The sequence below is a fragment of the Deinococcus sedimenti genome (assembly GCF_014648135.1).
In the GTDB taxonomy this organism is placed as follows: domain Bacteria; phylum Deinococcota; class Deinococci; order Deinococcales; family Deinococcaceae; genus Deinococcus; species Deinococcus sedimenti.
Window position 1 is genome coordinate 83818 of record NZ_BMQN01000006.1, and the last position, 20732, is coordinate 104549.

A 20732-nucleotide genomic window follows, 5' to 3' on the forward strand; every position below is an offset into this window, starting at 1 on the left:
GCTAGCGCACCCCACTCCCGGAAGGGTGAGGGGCGGACAGATTCGGACGCGGTGCGTTGTGCCCGGCAGGCCCGCGCTGTGCGGACATGCGTTCACGCCTCCCTTTTGTGTGCCCCGTACACTTGCGGCATGACTTCTGACGTGCAGGGAACGGCGGACATCGGCGTGATCGGACTGGCCGTGATGGGCGAGAACCTCATCCTGAACATGGAAAGCCGGGGCTTCACGGTCGCGGCGTTCAACCGCACGGTCAGCAAGGTGACGGCCTTCACGCAGGGCCGCGCGCAGGGGAAACGCATCCTGGGCGCCGACAGCCTGGAGAGCTTCGTGGCGCTCCTGAAACCGCCGCGCCGCGTGATGCTGATGGTCAAGGCGGGCGCCGCCGTGGACGAGTTCATCGGGCACCTGACGCCGCTGCTGTCCGAGGGGGACATCATCATCGACGGCGGGAACAGCCACCCGGCGGACTCCACGCGCCGCACCCGCGAACTGGCCGAGAAAGGCCTGCTGTTCATCGGGACCGGCGTCTCCGGCGGGGAGGAGGGCGCCCTGACCGGCCCGAGCATCATGCCCGGCGGGAACGAGCAGGCGTGGGAGGCCGTGAAACCCATCTTCCAGGGCATCGCGGCGCGCGTGGCGGACGGCACGCCCTGCTGCGACTGGGTCGGCCCGGACGGCGCGGGGCACTTCGTGAAGATGGTGCACAACGGCATCGAGTACGCCGACATGCAGATGATCGCCGAGAGCTACCAGCTGCTGCGCGCCGCGGGCCTGACCGCCCCCGAGGCCGGGGAGGTCTTCGCCCGCTGGAACGAGGGCGAACTGGACAGTTACCTGATCGAGATCACGGCCGACATCCTGCGCAAGACCGACGACGAGACCGGGCAGCCGCTGGTGGACGTGATCCTGGACGCCGCCGGGCAGAAGGGCACCGGGAAGTGGACGTCGGTCGCGGCGCTGGACGCCGGGAGTCCCGCCGCGACGATCACCGAGGCGGTGTACGCCCGGGCCATGAGTGCCCTGAAGGCCGAGCGCGTGGCGGCCAGCGCGGTCCTGAGCGGCCCGACCTTCGCCGCCCCCGCCGACCGGGACGCGTTCGTGGAGGGTGTCCGCCGGGCGCTGTACGCCAGCAAGATCGCCGCGTACGCGCAGGGCTTCCAGCTGCTGCACCTGAGCGCGCAGGACGCCGGGTGGACGCTGGACTACGGACGGATCGCGCAGATGTGGCGCGGCGGGTGCATCATCCGCGCGGCGTTCCTGGACCGCATCAAGGACGCGTACGACGCGCAACCCGAGCTGCCGAACCTGCTGGTCGCGCCGTACTTCCGGGACGCGGTCCAGGGCGCGCAGGGCGCGTGGCGTGACACCCTGGCGGCCGCCGTGCGCGGGGGCGTGCCCGTCCCGGCGTTCAGCAGCGCCCTGGCGTACTTCGACGGGTACCGCTCGGCGGTGCTGCCCGCGAACCTCATCCAGGCGCAGCGGGATTACTTCGGGGCGCACACCTACGAACGTACGGACCGGGCGCGCGGGGAGTTCTTCCACACGAACTGGACCGGGCGCGGCGGCGAGACGGCCAGCACGACGTACAACGCCTGACCTGCTGCCTGGAGGCGCACGACTGTGCTGTCGGGGGTTGGCCGGGGGGCGGCGCGTGGGCTAGAGTGGGGGGCTGATACCGGTGCAGGGTCCGGTGGCTTCCAGGGAGGTTGTGCATCATGGCAGAACGAGATATTGACAAGCTGCTGTCAATGACCGACAGCAAGTACCGACTGAGCGTCGTGACCGCCAAGCGTGCGCTGCAGCTGCGCAGCGGCGCGCCGAGCGTGCTGCCGGTCGAGCAGCGCGTCCGCACGCGGAATCTGGTCACGCAGGCGATGCGGGAACTGGCGACCGGGAAACTCACGGTCGGCACGAACATGATCGACGAGCAGCGCTTCCATCAGGATTACGTGCGTCAGCGTCAGGCGCAGCTGCAGGCGCAGCTGAACGCCGAACGCGAACGCGAACGGGATTGATTTCCGTTTGACCCGGAAAGCGCCCCCCTGTGGGGCGTTTTTTCGTGCCGTGCGGCGGGCGGTATGGTGTGGGGGATGCTGAGTGCTTTTGCTGTGCTGCTGTGCGTGACCGCGCTGCTGGCGTACCTGAACGACCGGTTCCTGCATTTTCCGACGACGGTGGGGGTGACGCTGGCGGGGGCGCTGGCGAGCATCCTGCTGATCGCGCTGGACGCGCTGGGCCTGCCGGGCCTGCGGGGGTGGGCGGCGGGGGTGCTGCAGACGCTGGACTTCACGAATTTCGTGTTGAACGGGATTCTCAGTGTGCTGCTGTTCGCGGGGGCGCTGAGTCTGGACGCGCGGCAGATGCTGCGGCAACGGCGGAGCATCCTGCTGCTGGCGTTCCTGAGCACGCTGATCAGCACGGCGCTGATCGGGTTCGCGGCGTACGGGGTGTTCGCGCTGGTGGGGCTGGACGTGCCGCTGATGTGGGCGCTGCTGTTCGGCGCGCTGATCAGCCCGACGGACCCGGTGGCGGTGCTGGACCTGCTGAAGCGGGCGCGGGTGCCGGTGAAGATCGAGACGTTGATCGCCGGGGAGAGCCTGTTCAACGACGGGGTGGGCGTGGTGATCTTCCTGGCGCTGGCGGGCGCGGCGGGCCTGGGTGGGCACGGCGCGGAGGTCAGCGCGGCGGGCGTGGCGGGTCTGTTTGCGCAGGAGGCGCTGGGCGGGCTGGCGTTCGGGGCGCTGCTGGGCGGCCTGGGCTTCGTGCTGCTGCGCGGCGTGAAGGAGCACGCCGTGGAGATCCTGCTGACGCTGGCGCTGGTCGTGGGTGGGTACGTGGCGGCCGCCGCGCTGGGCATCAGCGGCCCGCTGGCGATGGTCGTGGCTGGCCTGGTGATCTCGGCGTACAAGCACACGCTGTTCACGCCGAGCACGCAGGAACTCGTGGAAGGCTTCTGGGAGACCATCGATCAGGTGCTGAACATCCTGCTGTTCGCGTTCATCGGTCTGGACGTGCTCCTGACCGAGACGACCGGCGCGCAGATCCTCGCGAGCGTCATCCTGATCGGCGTGGCCCTCGCCGCCCGCTGGATCAGCGTGGCGCTGCCGTTCGCGCTGGTGCGCGCCCGCGAGGGGTACGGGGCGTACACGGTGCGCCTCCTGACCTGGGGCGGGCTGCGCGGCGGGATCGCCATCAGCCTCGCGCTGGGCCTGCCCGACAGCCCGTACCGCACACACGTCGTGACCGTCACGTACGCCATCGTGCTGTTCACCATCGCCGTGCAGGGCCTCACGATCATGCCCATCGTGCGCCGCGCCGTGGAGGCCAAACCCGACGAGGGTTGATAGTCGAAAGTTGATGGTTGATGGATCGGGGCCATCCCCAGTCCATCAACCATCAACCTTCAACCCTCGACTTATTTCTCGACGAGGTAGGCGGTTTCGATCACGTCGGCGGTGCCCATGCGGCCCGGCTCGATGCGGGTGAGGCGGTCGAGCACGTCCAGACCCTCGACGACCTTGCCGAAGACGGTGTGGCGGCCGTCGAGGTGGGGGGTGTCCACGAAGGTGATGAAGAACTGGCTGCCGTTGGTGTTCGGGCCGCGGTTCGCCATGCTCAGGATGCCCTTGCCGCGGTGGCGGTGGTCGTTGGGTTCGTCCTCGAAGTCGTAGCCGGGACCGCCGGCGCCGGTGCCGGTGGGGTCACCGGCCTGCGCCATGAAGCCGTCGATGACGCGGTGGAACTTGATGCCGTCGTAGTAGTGGTGGCGCAGCAGGTACGCGAAGCTGTTCACGGTGACGGGCGCGTCGTCCGCGAACAGTTCGACGACGATGCGGCCCTTGCTGGTTTCCAGCACGGCGCGGTAGCTCTTGCCGGGCTCAATGCCGTCCCCGAGTTCGGGGGCCGCGCCAAAGCGGGTCTGGCGCTCGGCGCTCAGTTCGGGGGTGACGGTGAAGCCATCCTGCTGGTAGTGGTCACTCATGGGGGGCATTGTACCCCCACCCCCGGATCAGCGTCCGGCCTCGACCAGGATCCCCTCGGCCTCGCTCATGCGGACGATGTTCGCCAGCGTGTGGATGGGGACGTTCAGGTCGGCGAGCTTCTCGCGGCCCGACTCGAACTGCTTTTCCACCACGCAGCCGATCCCGAGCAGCTGCGCGCCGCTGGCGTCGATCATGCTCGCCAGGGCGCGCAGCGTGCCGCCCGACGCGAGGAAGTCGTCGATCACGACCACGCGGTCCCCTGCCCCCAGGAACTCGCTGCTGACGAACAGGTCCACCACGCCGCCCTTGGTGCGGCTGACGGACTGCGCGGTGAAGATGGGTTCTTTCATGGTGACGGGTTTCTTCTTGCGGGCGTACACCATCGGCACGCCCAGCACCATGGCGGTGGCGATGGCGGGCGCGATGCCGCTGACCTCGATGGTTACGATCTTGCTGGGGTTCAGGGGCGCGAAGTGCCGCGCAAAGGTCTCCCCCATCTCGCGCGTCAGGTGCGGGAGGAGCTGGTGGTTGACCAGTCCGTCCACCTTGAGAATGCCGCCGGGGAGAATCTCACCCTGCTGCCGAATGGCGTCCACGAGTGCCTGCATGCCCCGGAGTGTACCCGCCGTCTGGCGGATGCCCGGCGGGTCGCCTACGCGGCATGCTGGGGCGCGTGCCTGCCCTGCCTGACCTGACCCCTGCCGAGCTGTCGGCCTTCGCGCAGCAGTTCAGCCTGGAGGGACCCCTGACGCGCCTGCCCAGTGTGGGCATCGTGAACCGCGTGTACCGCGCCCGCCGCGCCGGGCAGGACGTGGTGCTGCGCGTCCCGATGCCCGGCGACGCGGAGGATGCCCTGACCGAGAGTGTCGCCGTGCCCGCAGCGGTCCGGGCCGGGATTCCGACGCCGGAGCTGCTGGTGTTCGACGATTCCCGCGCGGTGCTGGACGCGCCGGTCAGCGTGTACGCCTTCGCGCCGGGCCGCAGCCTGGACGGCCTGGGCTGGGCGCACGGCGACCCGCGCCTGTCCCGCGCGTGGCGGGAGGCGGGCCGCGCCCTGGCCGCCCTGCACGCGGGGGTGACCGATGCGCCCGACCCGCACGGATATCTGGAATCCATCACGCCGCCCGACCCGGCCCGCACCCGCACGCGCGTCCTGACCGCCGAGCGGCTGAGCACCGCCGAGGCCGACTGGGCCACCGGCCTCACCGCGCGCCTCCTGAGCGAGAATCCGCCGCCCGCGCACCCCGCCTTCCTGCACGACGACCTGCACGCCGGGAACCTGATGGTCACCGGGGACGGCGCGGTCACCGCCCTGATCGACTGGGGGGACGCCGGGTGGGGCGACCCGGCCCTGGACCTCAGTTACTCCGGGCCGCTCGCGGTCCCCGACCTGCTCGCCGGATACCACGAAGCCAGCGGGCACGCCGACGACCCGCTGACCCTGCGGGTGCTGGCCTACACGCTGGATAACGCCACCCGGTACCTCACCCGGCAGCCGGAGGCGCACGAGAACGGCGACCTGTGGTACACCCGCCCCGCCACCGCCCTGATGGGGCTCCTGCGCGTCAGCCCGCGCGTCCCGCAGTGGCAGGAGGCGCTGGGGCGGTGAATCCTGCGTCCCTTACAGCTCGTTGACCTCGGGTCTGAAGCCCACCTGCCGGATGAACTCCAGGTACTCGGGGCCGGTCAGAGCCTCGCGTTTGCCGCTCAGGGCGACGAACATCGCTTCCAGGACGTTCGTGGCAAAGTTGCGGCTGCCCATGCGGGGCGTGGTGGTGATCAGGCGTTTCACGCCGCGCGCCTTCATCCACTCGCGGTCGGCTTCGGTGATGGTCTGCGTGAGGATCGTCTTTCCGCTGAGGTCCTGCGGGGCGTAGCGTTTGGCGTAGTGGGTGTCCCCGGCGATCACGTCCGCCCAGGCGTAGTACTTCGTGCCGCTGCCCTGCACGCTGCTCTCCTGCTTGGCGCCCGTGGGGTAGAACCAGTCCTGCGGCAGCTGCGTGATGACGGGCAGCACGAGCTTGGCGACGCGGCGCAGGGCCGTGATGCTGCGCAAGGGCCGGTCGAGATTCAGGCCGAACACGATGTCCCCGAACACGATGTCCGCGTGATGCTCGGCGAGGGCCTCGGCCATGCCGAAGCGGTCCACGGCGGACACCATCAGGACCTTCTGCGTGCGCCAGTTCAGGACCGGGTCGAGTTGCGCGATGGCGTCGCGTTCCAGGGTGTTCTTCAGGCCCGAGCCGTCCAGGACGGGGGTCTGCACGGCGTTCTTCACGAGGGCGCGGACGTTGCGGAAGGTGTAACGCTTTTCGTCCGCGATGACGTACAGGTCCGCGCCGCCCAGCCCGAACGCGTCGACCTTGCCGTCGAGCGCCTGGAACAGCGCCGCCATCTTCTTCGGGTCGCCGTCGGTCCCGAGGCGTTCGATGATGAACGGCTGGCCCAGCACGGTCACCTCTTCGCGGGCGTTGCGGGCGCTGCTGCCCAGGCTGACGCTCACGACGTGCTTGTGCCCGGCAGGGGCGGGCTGCCAGCCCTGGAGGATGTCGGTCATGAGCGGCATTCTACGGGGCCGGACGTGATGCTCAGTTCAGGGGGACGCGCTGCCCGGTACGCGCGGCGTGCAGCAGCGCGTCCAGAACGCGGGCCTGCGCGACGGCGTCGTCCGGCGTGAAGCGCAGGGGCTCCTGGCCGCGCGCGGCGCGCTGGAGGTGCGCGACCATGCGGGCGTAGCCGTTGCCGGGGCCGAGCTGTTCAGTGCGGGTCTGCCCGCCCACCTCCACGCGCAGGGTGGTGGGGTCGTGCGTGTGGCTGTGGAACACGCCGTCCACGTCCAGCGTGCCGCGCGTGCCGATCACGGTCAGGCGCTGGGTGCTGCCGCCCTCGTCCCAGTCGAACCCGCAGTCAAGGCTCGCCAGGGCGTGCGGGTACTCCAGCGTGCCGCTCAGGCCCAGGTCCACCCCGCCGGGCGTCCAGCGGGCAGCCGCGGTCACGGCGGCGGGTTCGCCCAGCAGCAGCCGGATGAGGTTCACGGGGTACGTGCCGACGTCCAGCAACGCCCCGCCGCCCTGGTCGGCGTTCCAGCGGAAGTCGTCCGGGTTGGTCATGTGGAACCCGAACAGGCCCCGCACGGCGCGGATCTCCCCGAGGTCCTGCGTGGCGATCTCGCGCACGCGGTCCACGTGCGGCTGGAAGCGGTACGCGAACGCTTCGAGGTGCAGCCGCCCCGTGTCGCGCGCGGCGTCCGCGAGGGCCTGTGCCTGCGCGGCGTTCAGCGCGACGGGTTTCTCGGTGAGGGCGTGCTTCCCGGCGCGCAGCGCGGCCTCGCTCCAGGGCAGGTGCGCGTCGTTCGGGAGGGGGTTGTACACGGCGTCCACGTCCGCCGCGATCACGTCCTCGTAGGTGCCCAGCACCGGCACCCCCCACTCCTCGGCGAAAGCCTGCGCCCGCGCGGAGTGCGGGTCACGCGCGCCGAAGCCCACGACCTCACCGCCCGCCTCGCGAATCGCGGGAATCAGGGCGCGGGCAATGCGGGCGGCGCCCAGCAGCCCCCAGCGGAACGGTCGGTCGGTCATGCCAGCAGCGTAACAGGCGGAGGGTTGATGGTTGATGGTCAACAGCGGGTGCGCGACGAACCCGCCCACCTCAATGCCCCCCCACAACCCACTGCCCACTCCCTACTGCTCAGTCACCTCTTGCTGAGCAGGTACGCCTTGGGGTGGTGGCCGCCGCTGGCGACCTGGAAGAGTTCGTGCGCGTGCCATTTCTGCTGGTTCTGCAGCACCCGTTCGAACAGGCGGATTTCGTGGGTGATGACGCACAGGCGGCCGCGCTGGCTGGTGAGGCGGTGCATCTCGGTCAGGAAGGCGGGGTAGAGGGTCTCGTTCGCGCCGTGGCTGCTGATCGCGTCGCCCCAGGGGAGGTCGGCCATGATCAGGTCGAAGGACCGGGCGGGGAGGTCGGTGTGCAGGGCGTCGCGGTGGGCGACCTCGATCTGCCGCTTGGCGGCGCGGATGTTCTCCTGCGCGCACCGCACGGCTTCGGGGTTCACGTCCACGCCGACGAGGGCGGCGCTGGGTCCCATCAGGTCGCGTTCGATCAGGAGGGTGCCGCTGCCGCTCATGGGGTTGAAGATGCGGTCGGCGTCGCGCTGCCCGGCGAGTTTGTGCGCGGCGTACGCGATGGTGGCGTTCAGGCCGCCCGCCATGTTGCACACGCGCCACGGGCGGGCGCTGAGGGGCCTGGGGGTGATGCGGGCCAGGACGTCCCAGCCCTGAGCGTCGTCGCTGGGGCGCAGGCGGATCAGGAGTTCGCCCGCCTCGGGGTCGTGCGGAAGGCCCAGGCTCTGCTGGAGTTCCTCCGCGAGGCGCTGCATGACCGGGCTGTCCTTCCCGGCGGCGCCGAAGCGGAAGGACTGGTGCCCGCCGACCTCGATGACCTCGCGCAGGTACTCGGTGAGTTCGGAAAGCTGCTGGTTGCCCAGCAGGCCGCGCGGGCGGGGCACGTCCCACGAGCGGATGCGGTACACGGCAACGACGCTGCGCAGGCGCGTCAGGCGTTCGGGGCTGCCGGGGAACCAGAAGCGCAGGCCGCGCACGTCGCGGGCCAGCGGCACGCCGTCCAGTTCGGTCGCGGCGACGTCTTCCAGTCCGGCCAGCACGTCCAGTTCGTACTCGCGGGCGGGCTGGCGGGTGCGGTGGTCCACTTTGGGGCGGGGGCGGCCCTTGGGCGCGTTTCGGTCGGGGCGGGCAGGGCGCGGCATAGCAGATCAGTATACGGGCTGCGCGGCGGGGCGTAGAATCCGGGCCGCATCTATGACCAGCGCCTCTCCCCCACCGCGCGCGCCGGAACCGGGCCGCTCCAGTCGCCGCAAACCTCTGCTGGCCCGCCTGAGTCCGCCGCAGCTGATCGCGCTGTCGTTCGCGGTGGCGATCCTGGTGGGTGGGCTGCTGCTGACCCTGCCGGGCCTGCACGGCGTGAACGAGGACGGCACGCGCCGCAGCGTCAGCTTCCTGCAGGCGCTGTTCACGTCCACGAGCGCGCTGTGCGTGACGGGCCTGAACGTCATCGACCCCAGCCGGGACTTCAACCGGGCGGGGCAGCTGGTGATCATGCTGCTCATCCAGCTGGGCGGCCTGGGGATCATCACGTTCGGGACGTCGTTCGCGCTGCTGTCGCGCCGCCGCGTGAACTTCACCGAGCGCCTGCGCGTGGCGCAGCAGGTGGGCGCGCTGAACGCGGGGGGCGTGCTGGGATTGATCCGCAGCATCTTCCTGTACACGTTCCTGATCGAACTGGCCGGCGCGGCGCTGCTGGCATTCCGGTTCGTGCCGCAGGAGGGCTGGGGGCCGGGGCTGTTCTACGCGCTGTTCCACTCGGTCAGTGCGTTCAACAACGCGGGCTTCGCGCTGTACAGCGACAACCTGATGGGCTTCGTGGGCGACCCGCTGGTCAGCGGGGTGATCGCTCTGCTGATCATCCTGGGCGGCACGGGCTTCCTGGTGCAGTTGAACGTGGTCGCGCACCTGATGAACCCGCGCCGCAACCGCCTGATGGGGCACAGTAAACTGGTGCTGACCATGATGGCCGCGCTGCTGGTGGTGGGCACGCTGGGGTACCTGGTGTTTGAGTGGAGCAACCCGAAGACGCTGGCGCCGCTGGGCTTCGGGGACAAGCTGCTGGCGAGTTTCTTCCAGAGCGTCACGACGCGCACGGCGGGCTTCAACACGCTGGATTACGGCGCGATGCAGTTGTCCACGCTGTTCATGACGATCATCCTGATGTTCATCGGCGCGAACCCCGGCGGGACGGGCGGCGGCATCAAGACCAGCACCTTCTACGTGATGATGGCCTCCGCGTGGAGCATGGTGCGCGGGCGGCGCGACACGACGCTGTTCCGGCGGCGCATCGACACGGACACGATCCTGCGGGCCATGACGGTCGGCCTGCTGAGCATCGGGCTGGTGAACGTGATGTTCCTGCTGCTGCTGGTGTTCAACTCCCGCGCGGACGTGCTGTTCGTGAACCTGTTCTTCGAGGCGGTCAGCGCGTTCGGCACGGTGGGCCTGAGCATGAACACCACGCCCCTGCTGAACGCGAACCAGCAGGTGGTCCTGATTCTCCTGATGTTCCTGGGCCGCATCGGGCCGCTGACGTTCGCGGTGGCGTTCAACCGCCCCGACAGCCGCGCGCTGATCCGCTACCCGGCGGACAAGGATATCCTGATCGGATGATCCTCTCCTGGCCCGGCCGGTGCCGCGCGGCGTGACGCGTGGCCGGCGCCGGGCGCGCAGGCTCCGGCCGCCGCAGCTGATCGCGCTGGTGTACCTGCTGGGGATCGCGCTGGGCGCGGGCGCGCTGCACCTGCCCGGCATGACGCGGCCCGGCGTGGACCTGAGCGTGGTGGACCTGATCTTCACGGCGACCAGCGCGATCTGCATCACGGGACTGGTCGTGGCGGACACCGGCGAGGCGTTCACGCGGCTGGGGCAGGTGACGATCCTGCTGCTGGCGCAGGTGGGCGGGCTGGGCATCCTGACGTTCGGGACGCTGCTGGCGCTGCTGACCGGGCGGCGCGTGAATTTCAGTGAGCGGCAGCATCTGGCGCAGCAGGTGAACGCCCTGGACGTGGGCGGCGTGCTGGGGCTGGTGCGGATCATCTTCCTGTACACGTTCGTGGCGCAGGCGGCGGGAGCACTGCTGCTGTCGCTGCGGTTCGTGCCGCAGTTCGGGCTGGGCGAGGGAATGTACCAGTCGGTGTTCCACGCGATCAGCGCGTACAACAACGCGGGGTTCGTGGTCCTGCCGGGCGGCATGCTCCCGTACGCGCAGGACCCGCTGGTGAGTGGCGTGATCGCGCTGCTGATTGTGCTGGGCGGCCTGGGGTTCCTGGTGCAGCTGAACCTCCTGACGCACCTGGCGAACCCGCGCCGCACGCGCCTGATGGTGTACAGCCGCCTGACGCTGGTGACGACCGGGGCGCTGCTGGCGCTGGGCGCGGCGCTGCTGCTGGCCCTGGAGTGGAGCGGGGCGCTCGCGGGCCTGGGCACCGGCGGGAAACTGCTGGCCGCAGCGTTCCAGAGCGTCACGCCCCGCTCCGGGGGCTTCGCGACGGTGGACCTGCTGGCGCTGGCGCCGGGTAGCGTGTTCCTGCTGATCGCGCTGATGTTCATCGGGGCGAACAGCGGCTCGACCGGTGGGGGTATCAAGACGAGTACCTTCGCGATCCTGCTGGGCAGCGCGTGGAACCTGATCCGGGGCCGCACGGAACTCATCGCGTTCGGGAGGCGCGTGATGCCGGAGAACGTCGTGCGGGCCGGGACGATCACGACCATCTACACGCTGCTGGTATTCACGGGGTTCTTCCTGATGCTGGTCACGAATCCGGCGCTGGGCTTCACGCCGCTGCTGTTCGAGACGGTCAGCGCGGCGGCGACGGTGGGCCTGAGCCTTGACGTGACGCACCGCCTGAACGACGCGGGATTGACCGTGCTGTGCGCGCTGATGTACCTGGGCCGCATCGGGCCGGTGACGTTCGCGCTGGCGCTGAGTCTGCGGGAGACGCCGGGCAGCGTGATCAAATACCCGCCGGAACGCGACATCCTGGTCGGCTGAGGTCCAGCTGCTCTCCCCTCTGCGGACGGGTGATGCGGGTTCCGTTTGTTCCGTTAACAGATCGGAACACCACCAATCTGTCAACTCCACGCCCGGAACCCGCTTTGCTCCTTCTCGCATCCGCTCGGGGTGAAAGTTTTTGCAAACCTTTCACCCGGAGTCCGTCTCAGTCCTGGGTAACCTTCACGCCCTTCCAGAAGGCGACGCGGCCCGCGATCTGCCGGGCGGCGTCCTTGGGTGCGGGGTAGTACCAGGCGGCGTCGGGGTTCTCCTGTCCGTTCACGTGGAGGGTGTGGTAGCTGGCCTCACCCTTCCAGGGGCAGGTGGTGTGGGTGGTGCTGGGGCGCAGGTACTCGGGGTTGACGCTGCCCGCGGGGAAGTAGTGGTTGCCCTCGACGACGACGGTGTCGTCGGACTGGGCGATGGTCGCGCCGTTCCAGGTGGCTTTCATGGGTTCACGCTACGGGCGGCGGGCGGGCGTGACTGTTGCCGGGCTTGCCGCGTGAGCATTCGGTGAAGGTTGACTTTCGGAAGCGCTTCCGTTTTGAATGAAAGCCTACATGAAACGCTTCCATATGGTCGGGCGCGCGGGCGCCCTGGCGGCCCTCACGCTGTCCCTGTCGGCCTGTAGCCTGTTCAAAGCCCCCTCACAGCCCACGCCGCGCGCCTGGCAGGACGAGGTCATCTACTTCGCGATGACCGACCGGTTCGCCAACGGCAACGCGGCCAACGACAACGGCCCGAACCGCGACGCCGGGGACCGCGCCGACCGCACCAACCCCCTGGCGTGGCACGGCGGGGACTTCGCGGGCCTGAAAGCCAAGATCGACGACGGGTACTTCAAGCGGATGGGCTTCACCGCCATCTGGGTCAGCCCGGTCGTGCTGCAGGTGCCCGCCATCAACACCGGCAGCGGCCCCAGCCAGGGCAAACCGTTCGCCGGGTACCACGGCTACTGGGCCGAGGACTTCAAGAAGGTCGACCCGCACTTCGGCACCCTGGACGAGTACAAGGCGCTGATCGACACGGCGCACAAGAACGGCATCAAGGTCATCCAGGACATCGTGGTGAACCACGCCGGGTACGGCGCGACCCTCACCAAGACGAACCCCGACTGGTTCCACACGAAGGCGGACTGCGACGCGTCGAGCAACAAGACCACCGACTGCGACCTGGCGGGTTTGCCGGACTTCAGGCAGGACCTCCCGGCGGTCACCGCGTACCTGAACGACTTCGTGACGTACTGGCGCGGCGCGACCGGCATCGACGGGCTGCGCATCGACACCATGAAGCACGTGCCCGACGCGTACTGGACGCAGTTCTTCAAGGCGGGCGGCGTGGGCGACCCGGCGAAGATCTGGTCGGTCGGTGAGGTGTTCGACGGGAACCCCGCCTACCTCGCGCGCTTCATGAACGACCTCGGTTCGCCCAGCGTGTTCGACTTCGCGCTGTACTTCTCGTTCAAGGATCAGATGAGCAGCGCGGGTGGGAACCTGGACCGCATGGCGGACGTGTTCGCGCAGGACGGCGTGTACCGCGACCCGACCCGCCTGACGACCTTCGTGGACAACCATGACGTGCGTCGCTTCGTCACCGAGGTGACCGAGCGGGGCGGCAGCGCCGCGCAGGCCGCCGAGCGGCTGGACATGGCGCTGTCCACCATGTACTTCTCACGCGGGACGCCCAGCGTCTGGCAGGGCACCGAGTACGCCCAGCCCGGCAAGGGTGATCCCTACGACTACCCGCTGGGGCAGGGCAACCGCGAGGACATGGACTTCACCCGCCTGGTCGGCAGCACGCTCGACGAGCGCCTGGGTGCTCTGGCCTCCGCGCGCGGCAAATACCGCGCCCTGACGCGCGGCGCGCAGCAGGAACTCTGGCGCCCGAACGGCGGCGCGCCCGTCCTCGCCTACCGCCGCGTGATCAGCGGCGTGCAGGGCGTGGCCGGGCAGCCCGTGGTGTTCGTCGTGAACAACGGCGACACGGAACTCGATCTGGGCAGCCTAAGTGGCGGCGGGATTCCGCTGCTGGGCACCTTCTCCGGCAGCGCCCTGACCGAGGTGACGGGCCGCGCCATGACCCTCAGCGTCAGCGGCGGCAAACTGGTGGGCCGCGTGCCCGCCCGCAGCGTCCTGGCCGTCACCGCGCCCGGCGGGTCCGGCGCGGCAGGCACCGTGAACGCGGCCCTGCCGGAGGTCGCGGGCCTGACCGTGCAGGCCGGAGACAGCGCCGCGCAGCTGACCTGGACGCCGAGCACCGACGCGAAGGTCGCCGGGTACCGCGTGTACGTGAAGGCGGCGGGCGGCACCGAGCGCCTCGTGAACTTCGCGCCCATCCCGGCCGCGCAGGGCAGCTTCCTGGTGCGCGGCCTGACGAACGACGTGACCACCACCTTCCGCGTGGTGACGGTGGACAGCGCCGGAGCCGAGAGCAAGGGCGTGAGCGCCACCGGCACGCCGAGCAGCAAGAACACCGCGAAGGTGACGTTCACCGTGGACGCCCGCACGCAGGGCAACGGCCCCATCGAGTTGCGCCGCTTCGACACCGGCAGCCAGGTCGAGTACCCCATGACGCAGGACACGCCGGGCGTGTGGAAGACCAGCATCGACCTGCCGCTGTTCCGCGAGGTGAAGTTCAAGTTCGGGAACGACAGTGCGGGCGCGAAGAACGGCGGGTACGAGGCGCCGGGCCAGGGTGACCGCGCGTACGTGGTCGGCACGAACGGGAACGCCTACAGCGGCACGTACGACTTCACCGAGCAGCCCGTCCCGGCCGCCACGGTGACCGGGCGTGTCACGGGCGGCGGGCAGAACCTGGGCGGCGCCCTGGTGGAGGCGACCAGCGCCGACCCGGCCCTGAACTACGCGATCACCTTCCCGGACGGCACGTACACCCTGCGCGTCCCCGCCGGGGCGCAGACCCTCAAGGCCAGCGCCGGCGGGTACCTGGACGGCACGCTGAACGTCACGGCACCCGCGCAGAACGCGAACATCGACCTGGCACGCGATATCCGCACGAAGTACACCATCGACGGGAACCTGAGCGACTGGACCGCGCCCACCGTCAGCGTGCAGAGCCCCGCCGAGGGGACCTTCGGCCCGAACAACAACTGGCTGACCCTGCGGGCCGACAGTGACGCGGACTTCCTGTACCTCGCGTACACGTACCGCGTGGACGGCAACAGCGCGATCCTGTACCTGGACACCGCGCCCGGCGGTGCGAAACAGGCCGATCAGTTCGACGCCTGGAAGCGCGCCGCGACCTTCGGCGGGCAGGTGGACGGCGTGAACGCCTTCATCGCCCGCTACGGCACCAAGAAAGCGCAGCTGCGCCTCGTGCAGAGCGACACGGCCACGCCCGAGGTGAACGCCGCCGACTACCTGCAGGCCAGCAGCGGGACGGCCCCCGACCAGACGGTGGAACTCGCCATTCCCTGGACGGCGCTGGGCCTGAGCGGGAAACCCACCGCCGGGATCGGCCTGATGGGCGGCATCTTCGGCGGGGACGGCTACGGCGCGGGCGACATCATCCCCGACGCGAAGAGCACCCCGGCGGGTGCGAACAGCACCGACTGCACGCAGCAGTGCCGCGCGACGTTCACGGGACCCCTCAAACTGCCCTGAACCTCACCAGCAGAGAGGGCGTGCCGGTCGAACCTGGCACGCCCTCCTCCTCATTTGCTCACGCGACTGGCGTCGCCCGCAGGTAATCCAGAATCCCTTCCACATCCGACGGCGCCAGATTCTCCAGCAGCCACCCCGCATCCACCCGCTCCGCCTGCGCCCGCGCGTTCAACACCTGCGCCAGCACCTCCAGCACCGCGTCCATCAACTCCACCTCACTGCCCCCCTCACCCGCACCCGCCAACAGACGCTCCTCCGAGAGCGACAACGGCAACCCGGAAAACACCAGATCATTCACCTCGAACGGAGCCCGCTCATTCAACTGCCGACCAAACTTCACCTGAGTCATACAAATCCCCTCCCAGTCATGCGCGGGGCAACGGCTGCCCACGCACGAACGCTTCCCTGGCCGCCCGCAACCACGCATTCTCCGGCGCGTCCTGAACCGTCGTCAGGTAATCCAGCAGCGCGTCATGAATCGCCTGCAACTGCGCCGTGAACAGATTCAACGCGTCCGTCTCCGGCGACACGTAGAACTTATTGCAGATCAGCAGCCGCTCCCGGTCAATCAGGAAACAGATCTCCCGGTGCCGCAACGCCACCCCGTTGATCAACTCCAGAATCTGCTCCCGGTACTCGTCGTACAGCCCCTCGTAATCCCGCAGATCATAGGAAATGATGACTGTTTCTGGATCGGCCGTTTTCTGGATTCCGAGGGGAATACCGCCAGTATCAAAGGAAACATAGTGGTCATCCTGACTGGTGACGCGATCGCCCTTGATATTTTTCATGAAATGCTCGAAGGCTTCCCACGACTTGATATACCTTTTTCCATTTAGATAGGATTTGAAATTGCCTCGTCTCATCGCGCTCCCACCCTCACCAAAACTTTGTCCAATGTGGAATAGAGCACTATCAATGATTTCAGAAGGAATGCCACTCCCATGGAGAATAATGGCGCGTTGATTCATAATCCGTCCGGATTTTTGTATTGGTGATACAAAAACATCCCAATCGTTTAAATTTTGGATTGATATATCTGGACAGCTAGACGGAAATTCAATCGCTAGGCAATTGGATTCGTAATTCGATATTGATATATCAATTCCTGAATATGAAAATATAAAACTATCGCCGCCATCAATCATGTCAAACCCCCTAGACTTGAGATGACTGACAGCATTATCCAGACAATTGCCAAAAAATTGATCAGGCAGATCTTTAGGCTGCCGAAACATACCTCTAAGCAGTTGATTGAGCACTCTTTCTACCCCTTATGACTTAACAAGCTCAATGCACGCAACTTTCGACGAGAAATTCAATCTCCTGAGGTACCACAAAACTTACATTGCTATTTCTCTTCCGAGGATGTATTTGCGACCTCGTGAATATCCCCGCCCAGAGTGTTGCCCAAGATGGCGCCCGCCTGTTTGAAAATCAGGTCGTACCCTGCCGCACCGGGTAGCATGCCTTCTTTGCCAAGAAGTTCCGGGGACACTCCGACGATTCCCTGTAGTGCGGCGTCCCTGTAGGTAGAGGCTTTCCCAAGTTCTTCAAGTGTAGATTTCGCCGCGCCAGAAATACTGGATTCTGGATTTTTCTGTGTGTTTGTCTTGACATTCTGTGAGAATTTGAGGCCAGCAAACTTCACCAGCTCCTCGCTTGCACTTCCGGCCAGGGCTCCCGCACCTCCAGCGAAACCACCGGTTGCAAAGGCACTGCGATGGTGCCCCAGCTTCTGTCCGATGGTTCCAGCGACCAGCCTTGGGCCCATGGTGGCCAGATTGAGCACCTTGCCCGGCAGGGTGCTGGCGTTGCCGAAGGCCACCTGCTTCACTTGCCGCCCGATACCCCGGAAAGTCTCGCCGTAGGCCGCGCGCCGCAGCTGGGCGTTGGCCTTCCAGGCCGCGGCGATCAGGTCATCGGGCGAATTGGCCTTCAGTTCGTTGAACAGCGCCGTCTGAAGCTTGCGGGTGCTGGCGCCGGGCATGTTCAGGCGCTGCCGGGCCAGAATCTTGCCCATCGGACCGCTCAGTTGTGCCTTCACGCGCGCGCGGGCCACCTGATTGACGGCTTTCTTCAACACGTCCGTTCCGGCCAGCAGGGTCGCGGCGTCCCGCTGTGCCATGCCACGCCAGCCCGCGTTGCCGAGCATGTCCCCCCGGATACCGGCACGGACTTGCGCCGAGATGGCGCGGTTGTAGGTCTGTACGCCCTGCCGGGTGGCCTGCCAGATGCGAGCAGCATCATGTCTGATCATTGCGCCGGTCTGCACACCTCGCAAGGTACGAATACCAGCCAATTCGGCTGCATTCCCGATACCCGCGCCGACGTATTTACCGGCTACTTTCAGGCCGCCACCGGCGTATTTGGCGGCGCTGCCGACGAGGCGACTGGCGGCGCCGCCGACGATACGGGCGGCGGGGCCGAGGGCGACGCCCAGCGCGCCGTCGATGAGCATGGTGGTGGGGGTGATGCCGTGGGTGAGTTTGCGTCCGGCGTACTTGTCATCGCCGGACTCGCGCAGCACGTAGTTCTCGGCCACGCTTCCGGCGACGCCGCTGGCGACTCCGGCGGCGGCCAGCACGAGGGGCAGAGCGGCGCCGCCGGTGCCGACCACGGCGACGACCGCGACGCCTGTGGCGATGGCCGCGCCGAATTTGGCCAGGGTGGCTTTCCCCTCGGTGCTGTTCATCCACGCCCAGCTTTTCTGAAGGCCCTGGCCGACCTTGCTGTTTTTGGCCTGCTCGAATTTCCTGGTGGCCCAGGCCATGGCTTCCTTGCTTTTCTGGACGACACTGACCATGGCGTCCCTGCCGAGGCTACTGATGTCGCGGGCCAGTTGCGTGACGGGCAGGGTGATGCGCTGTCCGGCCTGCGCGAGTCGGTGGAGTTGCTGGGCGCGGTAGGCGCGATCGGTGGTGAAGCGCTGCAGGTTCCCGCCGACCTTCACGAGCCCGCTGACCATGGGGGTCTGCGTGAGGCGGGTCAGGGTGGTCTTGCGGTAGGCGGGGTCGGTGGTGAAACTGCGGACGCTGACGCCCAGTTGCCTGAGGTTGTGGGTGGCGGCGGTGGCGGTGCGTCCGATCCTGCCCAGGGTGGCCTGCGCGCGGGGAGGAAGGCGGCGGGCGGCAGCCTGGAGGGTCTGCTGGGCGACCGCGCGGGCGCGCTGCGCGAGGCGGGCGCGGCCCTGGGCGGTGCCGAGGGTCTGCGCGGCCTGCCGGGTGCGGGTGGCGGCGGCGGTGATGGCCGTCCGGGCGCGAGCCGGGAGACTGTTGGCGACCTTGAGGAGCTTCTGCACCTGCGGGGCGCGGCGGACGGCCTGGGTGACCCGGCTGACGGCGGCCTTGACGCGCGTCTTGCCGTTCTGGATGGCGGTCTGGACACTGCGGCGAATCTGCGTGGGCACGGCGCGTTTGATGGCGTTCAGGGCGGCCTTGCGGGCGGCAGGCTCGCGGACGGTGCGGATGACCTGCTTAACGGCAGTTTTCGCTTTCTCCTTGAGTTTCCGCAGGTGCTCCAGGGGATTGGCCCAGCGCTGCACGGTGGGCGTGGCGGGTGCGGTGGGGACTAGGAGGGCCGCGCGGGGCCTGGGCGTGTGTTTCGTGCCGAACTGCGGCCCGCTCTGCGCGAGTCTGGCTCCCATGGTGCGCGCCTCGGTTTCCAGTCCGGCGTCCGGATCGATGCCCCGCCCGACGCGCCCCTGGCTCTGCTGCACCGTGTGCGTCACCTCGTGCGCCAGCAACTCCAGTCCGCCCCGCGTGTTCGGATCGAACCGCCCCGACTGGAAGAAGATGTCCGTTCCCGTCGTGAACGCCAGCGCATTCACGCCCTTCGCCAGCTTGTCCGCTTCCGCGTCGTCGTGAATCCGTACGCGACTCAGGTCATGGTTCAATCCCTGTTCCAGGTGCCGCTGGATCGCCTCCGGGAGCGGGGAACCCGCTCCCCTCCGCGCCTGGATGCGCCGCAGCACGGGCTGGGTTGCCTCCGCGTCCAGTTCCGCCAGCTGGCGTTGCAGAGAGGACAGGGTGTCGAAGTTCAGGGCCGCCTGCTCCTGCGCCATCTGCCGTTGCAGGGCCTCATCCGTTGCCCGTTGGAGGGGCAGCCTCTCGGCGGCAGGCACCATGTTCAGCACCACGCGGGACACCGGGGCGCTCAGCGCGTGGCGTTGCAGCGTGGCGAGGTGCTCGCCGTACGTGGCGTACCGGGCGGCGGGTTCACCCCGGTCCATGCGGAAGCCCTGACCCAGGGACTGGGCGACCTGTCGCTGGAGGGTCTGGAAGTCGCCGAAGGTGCGGGGGTCCAAGCGATGTCCCTCGACGCTCTCGGCGCGGTGGCGCATCACGGTCACCCAGTCGGACGGCGTGATGGGCCGCGCGGGGACCGGCGTCTGGGCGTGCCGCTGGACGGGCTGGACTTCACCCAGGGCGGCGACCTGTCGCTGCACCACGTCGCGGGCACTGGAGAGGCGGGTTTCCTCCTGGCGCTGCAACGTGGCGGCGCGCAGGACGGGCCGGGCGGCCTGACCCTGCGCCCGGACGGACGTACTCAGGAAGCGTTGCAGCGGCGCGGCCGCACGCTGCGCAGCAGTCTCGGCTGGCTCCGGGCTGGGGCCGAGTCTGGTCCGGTGCGCGGCCCGGCGGTCCGGGGTCCGTGAGCGGTGCTGGAATTCAGCCATGAGCGCCATGATACGTGGGACTGCCGCGTTGCTGTGCCGCAGGTCAGCAGCACGGGATTGGTGTTTGGGGAACGTGAAGTGTACTGTCTGTACAGTGCGGGAGGTGACCACGGTGGCCCTCCCGCTTGTTCTTGACCGCCCGGGCTGACACTCCCATGACATTCGGGTGGAGAATCGGGAGGATTGTCATGGTTCTGTCTAAATTCATGCCCAGCAACCCCAAGTTCAGTGAGAAGTTCACGGCCGCCGCGCGCAACGCGCACGCGACCGCGCAGGCCCTGGTGGACCTGCTGGAGAACTACACCGACGTCGACGCGAAAGTCCAGCGTGTGCGTGACCTGGAGCACGAGGGTGACCGCCTGAGCGCCGAGGTGACCAGCCTGCTGGCCGAGTCGTTCATCGTGCCCTTCGACCGCGAGGACATCATCGCCCTGAACGACGAACTGGACGACCTGGTGGACGACATGGAGGACGCCGCGCGCAAGCTCAGCCTGTACGGCGTGGAGGCCCCGCTGCCCGCCATGGCGAAACTGGCGCGCGTGGTCGAGCAGCAGTGCGCGCTGCTGGCGCAGGGCATGCCCATGATCGAACAGGGCGGCAAGGTGCAGGAACTGACCCGCATCGCCCGCGAGATCCGCGCGCTGGAGGACCAGGGCGACACGATCAGCGACGAGGTGCAGCGCACCCTGTACCACGGCGTGAACGACGTACAGGGCATGATCCGCGCCATGCGAGGCGGCGAGATCGTGAACCTGATCGAGGACGCCAGTGATCAGGCGCAGCGCGTCGCGAAGACCGTCGAAAGCATCCTGCTGAAGAACGCCTGAGGAC

Annotated in this window: 17 protein-coding genes; 8 read left to right on the forward strand and 9 right to left on the reverse strand. The window is 68.2% G+C overall.

Translation table 11 applies throughout. The features are described from left to right. Positions 1-129: 129 nt before the first annotated feature. The 3 genes from gnd (at position 130) to IEY69_RS13375 (ending at position 3344) form a co-directional block, all read left to right on the forward strand. A complete protein-coding gene (gnd, locus tag IEY69_RS13365) occupies positions 130-1596 on the forward strand; it encodes a decarboxylating NADP(+)-dependent phosphogluconate dehydrogenase (protein WP_189073652.1) in 1467 nt (488 codons plus the stop codon). A gap of 119 nt (positions 1597-1715) precedes the next feature. After that, on the forward strand, positions 1716-2015 hold the full coding sequence (gene rpoZ, locus IEY69_RS13370; protein WP_174367908.1) for a DNA-directed RNA polymerase subunit omega: 300 nt from the start codon (positions 1716-1718) through the stop codon (positions 2013-2015). A gap of 75 nt (positions 2016-2090) precedes the next feature. Then, positions 2091-3344 (forward strand): cation:proton antiporter, encoded by a 1254-nt coding sequence (locus IEY69_RS13375; RefSeq protein ID WP_189073653.1) that lies wholly within the window; start codon positions 2091-2093, stop codon positions 3342-3344. Between the two features lie 71 nt (positions 3345-3415). Here the strand turns inward: IEY69_RS13375 and IEY69_RS13380 are convergent, their stop codons facing one another. Together IEY69_RS13380 and xpt are read right to left on the reverse strand one after the other, a co-directional pair. Continuing rightward, complete coding sequence (locus IEY69_RS13380; RefSeq protein ID WP_373291048.1) at positions 3416-3982, reverse strand: peptidylprolyl isomerase; 567 nt, start codon at positions 3980-3982, stop codon at positions 3416-3418. A gap of 27 nt (positions 3983-4009) precedes the next feature. Continuing rightward, complete coding sequence (xpt, locus tag IEY69_RS13385) at positions 4010-4591, reverse strand: xanthine phosphoribosyltransferase (RefSeq protein WP_189073655.1); 582 nt, start codon at positions 4589-4591, stop codon at positions 4010-4012. A 65-nt stretch (positions 4592-4656) separates the two neighbouring features. Between xpt and IEY69_RS13390 the strand changes: the two genes are divergently transcribed. Next, positions 4657-5592 carry a phosphotransferase family protein gene (locus IEY69_RS13390; RefSeq protein WP_189073656.1) on the forward strand — a complete coding sequence of 312 codons (936 nt, stop codon included), beginning with the start codon at positions 4657-4659 and terminating at the stop codon, positions 5590-5592. A gap of 12 nt (positions 5593-5604) precedes the next feature. Here the strand turns inward: IEY69_RS13390 and IEY69_RS13395 are convergent, their stop codons facing one another. The 3 genes from IEY69_RS13395 to IEY69_RS13405 all read right to left on the reverse strand — a co-directional run bounded on the left by IEY69_RS13395 (position 5605) and on the right by IEY69_RS13405 (position 8748). Then, positions 5605-6540, reverse strand: coding sequence for a DUF8754 domain-containing protein (locus tag IEY69_RS13395; protein ID WP_189073657.1), 936 nt, complete (start codon positions 6538-6540; stop codon positions 5605-5607). A 31-nt stretch (positions 6541-6571) separates the two neighbouring features. Further along, positions 6572-7561 carry a Gfo/Idh/MocA family protein gene (locus tag IEY69_RS13400; protein WP_189073658.1) on the reverse strand — a complete coding sequence of 330 codons (990 nt, stop codon included), beginning with the start codon at positions 7559-7561 and terminating at the stop codon, positions 6572-6574. Between the two features lie 113 nt (positions 7562-7674). Next, positions 7675-8748 (reverse strand): methyltransferase domain-containing protein, encoded by a 1074-nt coding sequence (locus IEY69_RS13405; protein WP_189073659.1) that lies wholly within the window; start codon positions 8746-8748, stop codon positions 7675-7677. Positions 8749-8800: 52 nt separating this feature from the next. On the opposite strand from IEY69_RS13405, the gene IEY69_RS13410 reads away from it, so the two are divergent. Beyond that, a complete protein-coding gene (locus tag IEY69_RS13410) occupies positions 8801-10219 on the forward strand; it encodes a TrkH family potassium uptake protein (protein ID WP_189073660.1) in 1419 nt (472 codons plus the stop codon). 31 nt (positions 10220-10250) lie between these two features. Further along, the gene (locus IEY69_RS13415) at positions 10251-11600 is read left to right on the forward strand and encodes a TrkH family potassium uptake protein (protein WP_229783952.1); all 1350 of its coding nucleotides are present in this window, start codon (positions 10251-10253) and stop codon (positions 11598-11600) included. Positions 11601-11766: 166 nt separating this feature from the next. On the opposite strand, the gene IEY69_RS13420 is transcribed toward IEY69_RS13415, so the two are convergent. Further along, positions 11767-12051: a DUF427 domain-containing protein gene (locus IEY69_RS13420; protein WP_189073661.1), complete on the reverse strand. Its 285-nt coding sequence runs from the start codon at positions 12049-12051 to the stop codon at positions 11767-11769. A gap of 109 nt (positions 12052-12160) precedes the next feature. Here IEY69_RS13420 and IEY69_RS13425 point away from each other — a divergent pair, with 109 nt between their 5' ends. Beyond that, a complete protein-coding gene (locus IEY69_RS13425; protein ID WP_189073662.1) occupies positions 12161-15223 on the forward strand; it encodes an alpha-amylase family glycosyl hydrolase in 3063 nt (1020 codons plus the stop codon). A gap of 58 nt (positions 15224-15281) precedes the next feature. Here IEY69_RS13425 and IEY69_RS13430 read toward each other — a convergent pair whose 3' ends face one another. The 3 genes from IEY69_RS13430 to IEY69_RS21775 all read right to left on the reverse strand — a co-directional run bounded on the left by IEY69_RS13430 (position 15282) and on the right by IEY69_RS21775 (position 19901). Next, positions 15282-15572 carry a hypothetical protein gene (locus IEY69_RS13430; protein WP_189073663.1) on the reverse strand — a complete coding sequence of 97 codons (291 nt, stop codon included), beginning with the start codon at positions 15570-15572 and terminating at the stop codon, positions 15282-15284. 16 nt (positions 15573-15588) lie between these two features. Beyond that, positions 15589-16371: a hypothetical protein gene (locus tag IEY69_RS13435; protein WP_189073664.1), complete on the reverse strand. Its 783-nt coding sequence runs from the start codon at positions 16369-16371 to the stop codon at positions 15589-15591. Between the two features lie 203 nt (positions 16372-16574). Beyond that, positions 16575-19901, reverse strand: a complete 3327-nt coding sequence (locus IEY69_RS21775) for an eCIS core domain-containing protein (RefSeq protein WP_229783953.1) — start codon at positions 19899-19901, stop codon at positions 16575-16577. Positions 19902-20089: 188 nt separating this feature from the next. Between IEY69_RS21775 and IEY69_RS13445 the strand changes: the two genes are divergently transcribed. Further along, positions 20090-20728 carry a DUF47 domain-containing protein gene (locus IEY69_RS13445; protein ID WP_189073665.1) on the forward strand — a complete coding sequence of 213 codons (639 nt, stop codon included), beginning with the start codon at positions 20090-20092 and terminating at the stop codon, positions 20726-20728. Positions 20729-20732 lie beyond the last annotated feature (4 nt).